Genomic DNA, 11,419 nt, shown 5'->3' on the forward strand with positions numbered 1-11,419 from the left:
CCACGTCCCCAAGGCCACGTCCCCAAGGTCGGTGACTTCGTAGACATCGTCGCCAACACCGCCGGCCATCGTGTCGGCACCCGTACCCCCGATGAGAATGTCATTGCCCGCGTCACCATTGAGGATGTCGTTGCCGCCCAAGCCGCTCAGGATGTCGTTGCCAGCACCTCCGCTGGCAATGTCGTCGAATGCCGTGCCGGTCCATATGTCGACACCGGCGGTACCGACAAACAGAGTACCGGCGGCCACCGGGGCCGTAGCGTCGGACGCAATGCTTTCGGCCGTACCGAAGTCATCCACGTAACTGACCACCACGCGCACCTGATCGCCGACCTGAGTCTGGCCAAGCGTGAACGTGCTAGCGGTGGCTCCGGCGATGTCGACGAAGGTGACCCCATTGGTCTCCTGCCACTGGAAGGTGAACTGCGGATTGCTGAGGCCATCGACGTCGACGATGGTCGACGGGTCGGCGGTCAACACCTCGTTCAGAAACGCAAGCCCGAGGATGGTCGGCCCTGCGGTCGCTACGCTGTTCCCCGCAGAATCGACGATCTCCAGCGTACCCTGGGCATCCTGATACACCGCCCGAACGCGGAGGTTCAGACCGGCGACATCGTCCGCCACCAGATAGGTGGCGCCGGTTGCCCGCGATACCTCGCCAGCGGCGAAAAAGGTGATGTCTTCAAAGACACCCGAGCCCGCAACGTTTTCGACCTGCCAGTAGTAAGCCACCGGACCGGTAACCGCGCCGGTCGGATTGGCCGCACTCACGCTGTCAGCATCGCGTATCGACTGATCGCTGACGCGCAACAGTTGGCCGGCGACAGGCGCATCGGTACGCGCACCGGTGGTGGCATCGAGGATCGCCAGACGCCCCACAGGACCGCTGTTCAATGCGGTGCCGACGCCGGACGCCTGCGCCTGGTCTGCGAACTGCAGACGCTCGATGCCCGTCAGGCGATCGACGCCATCACGCCCGGCCACCAGGTCGGTCACGATGACGGCGTTGCCATCGACAGCGACGCTGTACTCCGACGCATTACCGGAGAACACCGCGGTGTCGAAGCTGTCAGTGCCGGTCAGAATCTCCCGCACGATGACCAGCTGGCCCGGATTGTAAGTACCGTTCAGCATTGCCTGAACCATCGGCGCCATGCTGTCGAACGTGGCGATTTCCGCGCCAGTGCCATCAGCGTTTGCCCGTACGCTGATGCGTACGTTCAGCCACTTGTCACCATCGATGATGTCGTCACCACCGCGGCCTTCGATAAGGTCGCTGCCGCTACCACCGAGGATGATGTTGCCGCCGTCGAAGATCGTCGCTCCGACTGGCAGCAGACCCGCCAGACCGTTGATCAGGCTGATGTTGGTCAGCACACTGCCGGTTGCACCCGCGGTGGGTAGCGATGTCGCATCTTCGTTATCACCGCGCAGGAAGTCACCGTGGGACGAACCCGACAGACCTTCCATGATGTCGAAACGAACCAGCGCCGAGGCTCCCGAACCCGGCATCGGTGGCACATCGAAGAAGCGGTCGCTGTAATCGATGGTCACGCCTTGGGCGAGATCCTTGAAGGTTGCCCAGTCATAGCCGGAGCCGCCGATATAGCGGTCACCCATGCCGAGACTGCCGACCATGATGTCGTCGCCGCCTTCGGCGTTGAACTTGTCGTTCTCGTTGCCGCCGACGAATACATCGTTGCCGATTACCGGATCGTTGCCGAGCGGGTCGAAGTTGTCGCCAGGAGCACCGTCCGAAGTTCCCTTCTCGATCCAGTCGTCGCCTTCGTTACCCATGTCCTGTTCGTTGGCTTTGCTGCCCAGGATGAAGTCGTTACCCTGGCCACCAATGGCCTCGGAGGCGTCCTCACCGGTCACGATGAAGTCGTTGCCGAACCCGCCAATGATCAGGTTGATGCCGTTGCCTCCGTGCAGCACGTCGTTGCCGTCGCCACCCTGGATGTTATCGTCGCCACCGGTGTCGGTGATGATGTCGTCACCGGCACCACCGCGCAGTTGGTCGTTGCCGTCACCGCCGTCGATGCGATCGTTGCCGCCATCCCCCCAGACTGTGTCATCGCCTTCACTGGAGATGAGGATGTCTGCGTTGTCTGTGCCACCCAGCACGATGTGCTCGGCACCGTTGTAGCGGATGTAGTTGGTGTCCGCCCCCACTGTCAGCGGGTTGTCGCGGAACACCACCTGCTCGCCGTTCGGGCCGAGCGGGTCGACGGTGACCAGGCCTTCGTTGAACTGCCTGCCCTGGTCCACTTCCAGATAGAACCCCGGATCCGAGAACACCAGGCCCGGCAAGTGCGTGGCCGAAGTGTTGGCCATGATCAGCTTGGCGAACGAGTTGCTTTCAAGTTCCGCATTCATCGACAGGCCAGACGTACGCTCCAGATAGTAGAAGCGGTCGCCGTCCTGCAGTTTTTCCAGCTGGTTCTCGAACACGAAGTTGAAGGTCGTGCCGAGCATGCCGCCGAACGGGGTTTTCTCTTCGGCCAGGCCGCCGATCCACAGGTCGATGGCATCGACACCCGTGATAGTCACACCCTTCAGGTCGTCGGCAGTGCCCACCACGCCATCCGTGCCGGGCAGCGTTACGTTGGCAAAGGCACCGGTGCTGTTGAGGAAGTCCAGGCGGTCAGCCGGCGCACCCACACCACCGAAGACCAGTGCCAGGGCTGCGGCGCGTTTGCCTTCCAGCGTGGTCGCCGCCGTGATCGTGTCATGCGTGCCATAGGCCGCGATGAAGTTGATCAACGACTCCGGATGCTTGAGGTGCTGCACCAGATCGACCCAGCTGGTGTACGGTTTGAGTTGGGTATCACCGGTTTGGCTGTAGATGTCGCGGCGGATCGCATTGAGTGAGGGAATCCCCACGTCGCGGCCACGGGCGATGTTGAGCGCCGGCAGGTCGAGCGGCAGGCCGAGCAGGTTATTGCGCAGCGCCTCGGTGACGAACTCGTCGATTTCGTTACCGGTTTGCCGCGTCAACCCGCGCACGATCGCACTGGTCGCGTCCTCTGGCGATACGCCACTGGCGGCGTACGCCAACGGGTTGAGGAACGCCGCGATCAAGCCCATTTGCTGATCGGGATTAGCGCTGGCCGGATCGCCCACCACGTTGAAATCGATGTCGTAGCGATCGACGGTCTCGGTCAGCATCGAGTGGCCAAACCGATACACGGTGTGGGCGAACTCGGCGACGATCGAGGCATCGAGGTCGACGTCGTAGACCTGGGTCGGTGCAAAGAACAGGTCAACGTTGGGCTGGATGGTCCGCGCAAACTCCTCGAACACCAGGTGTTGATACTGCATCTCGGTGCCGAACTTGGCAGCCTGGAACAAGCGCTCGCCATTCCACAGCAGCGCATCGAACTCAGCCTGGGTGGCTGGCAACGCGCTCACCGGAGTGAGCAGCCACTCATTGAGGAAGGCTACGTCACCCGAATCGAGCACGGTGTCCTTGGTCTGCTGGACCAGGCGGTTGTGCTCGGAGTGGAAGATCGCATGCACCGCGGTCAGGCCGATGTTCTCGTTGACCCGGCCGTCGCCGGCGATGTAGTGAGCGTCGAGCAGTTCGTTGTCATAGGTCAGGTTGTTGCCGCCCGGGCCAGCGGGCTGCGCATTGCCGACAATGGTGTCGGCATCCGCCAGCAGAACCCCACCGACGATTACCGGCGCGGCATTGTTGTTAATGTCGACGAGGAACTGGTGACCGGTGCGCACAGCATTGGTCAGGTTAAGGGGAGCAAGCGGATTGCCTTCGACAAGGACGTCATCCGCGGTGCCGCCAAGACCGTCAACACCCTTCATCACCACCATCGGGAAGCCGTTCGGCCCCTTGATGAAATTGCCATAGGCGTCAGTCGCCAATAGCGGGGCATTATCGACATCGGCATCGGTAAGGTTGATACCCAGGATGTCGCGGGCCTGTGCCTTGACGACCTTCCAGGTCGCCATGCCACCGATTTCGACGTCGTCCGCGGTACCAAACGAGCCATCCACACCCAGATCACGGTTGGTGATCAGCCTGCCGGTCGCTACGGGGCCGTTGTCAGTCATTTGATAAGCGCGCAGGAACACCTGATGCGACGGGTGCGAGCTGTAGGTCTGGTTCTGGTCCACGAACGGCGTGGTGGTGTTGGTTTGCTCATGGATGTCGTCGGCCGTGCCGAGAATGCCATCCGCCCCTGGCAGGTTGGTCGCGCGGGTCAGCACCATGAAGTTGGTGTTGCCGCCTGGCACAAACAGCGGATCATCCGGTTGCAGCGGGATGAACACGGTGCCCGAACCGCCTTTGGTCACCAGGTCCAGACCATGATCGAAGAACTGCCCGAAGAAGGTCATCCAGGCGTTGAACGGCGCAGACAATCCCGCATCCGCCGCGGTGTTCTCGAAAAAGTACACATTGTGGTCGTCGGCGGTACCAAACTGTCCATCCATCCCGGGGCTGGCGACTATCTGTACGCCATCCTTGAGCACGTCGTCGTTACCCACCGCGCCGAAGTTGAGCACACCGTCCAGGCCCGGGTCGAAAGCCGTGGCATAGGCCGCCGGGTTGTTCGCCGTCTGATCGACGATCAGGTTACTGATGGTGCGCGGCTGCGAGTCAATCACAAGGCCGCTGTTCTGCGCATACGACGTTCCCGCTTCCGCCGGATTGAAGACCGGATCGGTCAAGCGCGGGAAGACGTTATCGGCGGCACCAAACTCGGTGTGATTGTTGCCGTTGAGGTTCATCAGGTTGTTGTTCGACCCGTCGACTGCACGCAGGCCCAACGGCGCACGGATGTTCGGGATCAGCGAGAGGATGTCCTGACCGGACGCTTCCGCCTCGGCAATCTTGATCTGGTCGAGGATGAAGTTGAGGTCGGAACGGACCATGTGAAGGCCCGCGCCACCCGCGGTGGCATCGACTACAGGTACCGCCGCCGTTGGCGTGACCGGTGCACCGGCGACTATGGTAGCCGTCGGCGTGGAGAACAGGATCTCCGTGGTGCCATGACCGTCCTGATAGATCGCCTTGACCCGCAACGACAACCCGGCGAGGTCGGGAGAGACCTTGAACGCGGTGCCATCGGCGCTTTGGAACGCCAGGTCGCCAGCCGGCAACAGGATGATGTCCTCGAATACGCCAGTGCCTGGATTGGCCTCGAACTGCCAGATGTATGACACCGAGGAGTTGTTGAGAGTACCCAGCGGATTACCCGCCGCGATGTTGTTGCCATCGCGCACCCCGGCCACGCTGACCGTCAGCGTGTCGCCCACCGTTATCGCCCCGCCGTTGCCATCCGTGACGGTAGGACTGCCAACCGGTTGGGCATTCTGCCCCGGCACCAGCACTAGCTGGTCATCGGCGAATTGCAGGCGTTCGATATGCAGCAGGGTATCGGTGCCGTCGCGACCCGCTACGCTATCTGTCACCGTATAGACATCGTCCGCCAAAGTGGCCGTGCCGCGGTCGTCAACGGTAACCGTATACTCGGCCTGAAGCCCGGAGAAGATGGCGGTGTCGAAGGCCGCCCCACCCGTTGAGGTACCGGGCATGATTTCCCGCACGGCCTTGAGCTGGCCAGGGTTAAAGGTGCGGTCCAGCATGAGCGGGATCATATCGACCATGCTGTCGAAGGTAGCGATCTCAGGGCCGGTATGGTTGACGTCGCCGGCGGCATAAACGGCAATTCTGACGTTGATCCATTTGTCGCCATCGATCAGATCATCGCCACCGCGGCCTTCGATCAGGTCGCTGCCATTGCCGCCGAGGATGATGTTGCCAGTGGCAAAACCGGTGGTTGGCAATCCGGCATCGGCCAGGAACTGGTCCAGTCCGCGGATCAATGCCACATTGGTCAGCGCACTGCCCGTGGTACCGCCGTGGTTGACGATAGTGACTGCATCGACATCATCGCCTTTGAGCACATCGCCGAAACTCGAACCGGACAAGCCTTCGACCTCGGCAAAACGGTCAAGAATCGAGGCAGGCGAGGCGCCGACCGGATTGAACACGCCGGCATTCTGGTTGGGTGCATTGCCGTGTGGCTGCGCCAACGCGGCCAAGCTCAGGTCAACGGTCACGCCAACCTTGTCATTCTTGTAGGTGACCCAGTCGAAGCCGGACATGCCGTCCATCTTGTCCTGGGCATCGCTGCCGACGAAGATGTCGTCGCCACCCTCGCCGATCATTTCGTCGAAACCGCCACCACCGACAAAGATGTCGTTACCGATCACATCGTCATTGAGCAACGGCGAGAAATTATCGCCAGGCGCACCGTCCTGGGTGCCCTTCTCGATCCAGTCATCACCTTCGTTGCCGGTCGGTGGCAGGTTGGTCTTGGCGCCGAGGATGAAGTCATCACCCTGACCGCCGAAGGTGGTGCTGATGTCTTCGGTGGTGATGATGAAGTCCTGACCATCGCCACCCAGGATCAGGTTGCCTGCGGCAAGCATGCTGCCAACCACGATCACATCGTTACCGGCATTGCCTTCCAGACGGTTGTCGCCGAACGAGTCGCTGATGATGTCATCGCCCGCGCCGCCCAGTACCGCATCGTTCCCGGCACCGCCTTCGAGGCGGTCGTTGCCGGCGTCGCCGTAGATGGTGTCATCGCCGTCACCGGAAATGATGATGTCATTGCCGGCGGTGCCGCCCATGACGATATGGTCTTCACCGGTGTACTGCAGATAATTGGTGTCCGGCCCCACCGTGTCGGGGTTGTCGCGAATCACCAGCGGCACGACTTCCACGCCGTTGATCATGATGCCGCCCGTCGGATCGGCACGGCTGTCCACGCCCAGGCCGGTGAACTGGGCGGCCTGATTCACTTCGAGGGTGAACGTCGGCGTCAGGAACACAGTGTTCGCCAGGTGGGTGACATCGGTGTTGAGCATGATCAGCTTGGCAAAGGAGTTGTTCTCCAGTTCAGTGCCGAAGTTCAGGCCCGCGGTACGCGACAGGTAGTAGAAGCGGTCGCCGTTCTGCAACGCCTCCATCTGGGTTTCAAACACGAAGTTGAACGTCGAGCCGAGCATGCCGCCGAACGGCATCTTCTGTTCGGCGAGGCCACCGACCCAGAAGTCGATGTCGTCGACGCCCGTGATCGTCACACCCGTCAGGTCATCTGCAGTACCCGGTACCCCATCTTTACCGGCCGTCGTTACGTTGGCATAGGCACCGGTGCTGTTAAGGAAGTCCAGGCGGTCAGCCGGCGAACCTGCACCACCGAGTACCAGCGCCAGGGCTGCAGCGCGTTTGTCTGCCAGCGTGGTCGCCGCCGTGATCGAGGAATGCGTACCAAAGGCCGCGATGAAGTTGACCAGCGACTCGGGGTGTTTGAGGCTGTCCGCCAGGTCAGCCCAACTGATGTACGGCTTGAGTTGGCTGTCACCGGTTGATGCATAGAACTCACGCCGCGCCTCATTCAAGGTGGGGATGCCAGTGTCGCGACCACGCGCCAGGTTCAGGGCCGGCAAATCGAGCGGCAGACCGAGCAGGTTGTTGCGCAACGCTTCGGTGACGAACTCATCGATCTCGTTGCCGACCTGGCGGGTCACACCGCGAACGATCGCCCCTGCCGCCTGGTCCGCAGTCACCCCGCTGCCGGCGAACGCCAGCGGGTTGAGGAAGGCCGCGATCAGACCCAGTTGCGAGTCCGGGTTGGCCGGGTTGGTGAGGAGCGGATTGAACGCGGGGTCGAAGCGATCGACGGTCTCGGTCAACATCGAGTGACCGAAGCGGTACACCACATGGGCGAACTCGGCGAGGACTGCCGGGTTGATCGAGGTGTCATATCCATTGGGCGCAAGGAATCCGTCGATCTGCGGCTGAATGGTCCGCGCGAACTCCTCGAACACCAGGTGCTGGTACTGCATTTCGGTGCCGAACTTGGCGGCCTGGAACAGACGTTCGCCGTCCCACACCAACGCTGCGATCCCGGCGGGTGTAGTCGGAATCGCGGCCACGTCGACTGCCAGCCACTCATTGAGGAAGGCCAGGTCGCCGGCGGCTATGAGGGTGTCCTTGGTTTGCTGGACCAGGCGGTTGTGCTCGGAGTGGAACACATGGTGCACGGTGGTCAGGCCAATGTTCTCGTTGACCCGGCCGTCGCCGGCAATGTAGTGGGCGTCGAGCAGTTCGTTGTCATAGGTCAGGTTGTTGCCGCCCGGACCAACGGGCTGCGCATTGCCGACAGCGATGTCGGCATCCGCCTGCAGAACCCCACCGACGACTACCGGTGCGGCATTGTGGGCGATGTCGTCGAGGAAGCCATGCCCGGTGCTCACGGCGCTGGCCAGACTGATCGGAGCAGCCCGGTTGCCTTCGACCAGTTGCGTGACGTCATCAGCTGTCCCGGCGATGCCGTCAGCACCGTTACTGATGCGAATCACCACCTGCGGCATGCCGTTCGGCCCGCGGATGAAGTTGCCGTAAGCATCGGTCGCCAGCAGCGGTACGTTGTGTACATCGGCGTCGGTCAGGTTGATGCCGAGAATGTCACGGGCCTGCGCCTTGACCACCTTCCAGGTCGCCATGCCGCCATTTTCGCCGTTGCCGTCGTCGGCAGTGCCGAACAGACCATCGGCGCCGAGATCGCGGTTGGTAATCAAGCGTCCCGTTGCAACAGGATCGCCGTCCGCATTGAGCACGTACTCGCGCAGGAACACCTGATGCGAAGGGTGCGAGCTGTAGGTCTGGCTCTGGTCGACGAAAGGCGAGGTGGTGTTGGGCTGGCCATCATCGGCAGTGCCAAGTACTCCGTCTGCGCCGGCGGTACGCACCGCACGTGGCAGCACCATGAAGTTGGTCGGGCTGCCCGCTACGAACAACGGATCGTCCGGTTGCAGCGGAATAAACACGAAGTCGGTAGCGCTCTTGGTGACCAGGTCGAGACCGTGGTCGAAGAACTGGCCGAAGAAGGTCATCCATGAGTTGAAGCTGGCGGTCAGGCCGACGTCCGGCGACACGTTGGGCATGAAGAACACGTCCTTGTCATCGGCCGTGCCGAACACGCCATCCAGCCCGGGGCTGGTGACTATCTGTACGCCTTCCTTGAGGACGTCGTCATTACCCGCACCCACCACGCCGAAGTTGAGCACACCGTCCAGGCCCGGGTCGAACGCTGCGGCATAGGCCGCCGGGTTATTGGCGGTCTGGTCGACGATCAGGTTACTGATGATCCGTGGTTGCGGATCGGTCACCGACCCTGTCCCGGCGTATGCATCCAGAAACGAGGGATCGAGCAGGCGCGGGAAGGCATTGTCCGCGGTGCCAAACTCACTCTGGCCGGTGACCAGGTTGTTGAAGCTGCCATCGACGGTACGCAGGCCGAATGGCACCTGAGTGTTGGGAAGCAAATCAATGAGGCCGGTGCCGTCGGCATTCGCTTCTGCGATAAAGATTTGTTTAAGGATGAACTCCAGGTCCGACTTGTTGAAATTGGCCATTTTGGATTGCCCTCGATCTATTTGGGTAAAGGCACGGGACGAGAAAATCCTCCCGCGCCAAGTCAAGTGCTGGCTTGCGCAGTTTGTTGGTTATGTTTTTTTGCAAGAGCTCTGGCGTTACCCGGGACCCGGGATACACGCCTGGAATTCGCGAAATGAATTGCTCGCCGGGCGATCAGGCAGAGCGGATTCGAGCCCTGGGCGGGCCATGGAATCTGGAAGTGAAGGCGAACGTCCTGGACAGCCCCTTCCCTCTGCAAAAGCACGAAATGATCGACATAATTCTGCTCCTCTCAGGAGAATCACCGCGCCTTGCGTTGCCAAAGCGATGGCAAGCTTCAGGCGGGCGGGTCCCCCGATAACTAAGACTAAAGTTCCATAGCAAATCTTTGTCAATTTTACGTCGATAAAACAGACGACCGGTGTTAGGCCTCACAACTAGCTGTTTTTAAAAGACATATAGGAAGTTGAGTGCAGGTATAGAGCGAAATGTTATTTCTTACTGCCGGGAGTGCATAAAGCAAAGGAATAAAGTCGTAGCGCGTAACGACCCAAGTACCTTTCATGTCCTTCATCCAGAAGAAGGTTGTGTCCTTCCAGCCTTGGGTGGAGAGATTGCGCGCGCCGAACCGGAGGTACAGGTGGCCGTCGAAAAAGGCCTGAAGCAAATACAGAAAGCCTGGGCCGATCGTCTCGGTAGCCCTGATGCGGCATGGGCCGTCATCGCTCAATGTGTGGGAGCGCTAGTCCTGTCCCGAGCAGTCGAGAAAGAACGAACTCACAAGGAAATCATTGCCTCGACCCGCGAAGCTATTGAAAAGAGCTATTTCACGCCGGAAAAATAGAAAAACGTCTCCGATTATGCGAGAGCAGCTCGCAACGCCATGATCATCGCTATCGCTGCAAAACCCTGATCGATTCAGCCCTCCCTGAATACCCACACCGAATGCATTCATGAGGCGATTGAGTGGAAGGAGAAAGAGAGGGCATCCATTGCCCTCCCCTCTACTGTTCCGCCCTCCTGCGACGGTACTGACCAGGACCTCAGACGACCAGAATGAAGTCCGTCTGATCAACGGCCGCGCTGTTGACACCCACAAGGCGGATGGAGTCCGCTCCGATCCCGACCACGGTGTCTGCCCCGTCAGCCGTTATGCTCACGTTGGTCGCGAACACCGCGCTGGTGACCCCCATCCCCGTGATATCGAGCAAGTCCTGCCCTGCAGCCGGGTTGGCTTCGAAGTTCAGGATCGTATCGTTGCCGAAGCCTGGGGCAAACGCGAAGATATCGTTGCCGGCGACGCCGCCACTCATCACGTCGTTACCTGCGCCACCGACGAGGACGTCATTACCCGCCCCCCCCACGATCACGTTGTCGAGCGCGTTGCCGGTGCCCGCAAAGTCGCCGCTGCCGCCGAAAAACAGGTTTTCGACGTTGGCACCCAGGACGTAGCTCCCGAGCGAGGTCCAGACCGTGTCAATACCCTCACCGCCAAGCTCGCTCACCACGTCCCCAAGCTCGGTGACTTCGTAGACATCGTTGCCGACACCGCCGTTCATCGTGTCGGCACCTGCGCCACCGATGATGAGGTCGTTACCTGCGGCACTGACGAGGATGTCATTACCCGCCCCCCCCACGATCACGTTGTCGAGCGCGTTGCCGGTGCCCGCAAAGTCGCCGCTGCCGCCGAAAAACAGGTTTTCGACGTTGGCACCCAGGACGTAGCTCCCGAGCGAGGTCCAGGCCGTGTCAATACCCTCACCGCCAAGCTCGCTCACCACGTCCCCAAGCTCGGTGGCTTCGTAGACATCGTTGCCGACACCGCCGGCCATCGTGTCGGCACCTGCGCCACCGATGATGAGGTCGTTACCTGCGTTACCGACGAGGACGTCATTACCCGCCCCCCCCACGATCGTGTTGTCGAGCGCGTTGCCGGTGCCCGCAAAGTCGCCGCTGCCGCCGAAAAAC

Annotated in this window: 3 protein-coding genes; 1 reads left to right on the plus strand and 2 read right to left on the minus strand. The window is 61.1% G+C overall.

Annotated features, from left to right (window positions below; translation table 11 throughout):
- On the minus strand, positions 1-9,450 hold a 9,450-nt coding region (locus AC1DKH_RS29870), incomplete at its 3' end, for a peroxidase family protein (RefSeq protein WP_477800173.1).
- A 641-nt stretch (positions 9,451-10,091) separates the two neighbouring features.
- Between AC1DKH_RS29870 and AC1DKH_RS29875 the strand changes: the two genes are divergently transcribed.
- Positions 10,092-10,295, plus strand: a complete 204-nt coding sequence (locus tag AC1DKH_RS29875; protein WP_477800174.1) for a hypothetical protein — start codon at positions 10,092-10,094, stop codon at positions 10,293-10,295.
- A 199-nt stretch (positions 10,296-10,494) separates the two neighbouring features.
- On the opposite strand, the gene AC1DKH_RS29880 is transcribed toward AC1DKH_RS29875, so the two are convergent.
- On the minus strand, positions 10,495-11,419 hold a 925-nt coding region (locus AC1DKH_RS29880; protein WP_477800175.1), incomplete at its 5' end, for a calcium-binding protein.

It is taken from the genome of Pseudomonas sp. 05L36 (assembly GCF_056398125.1).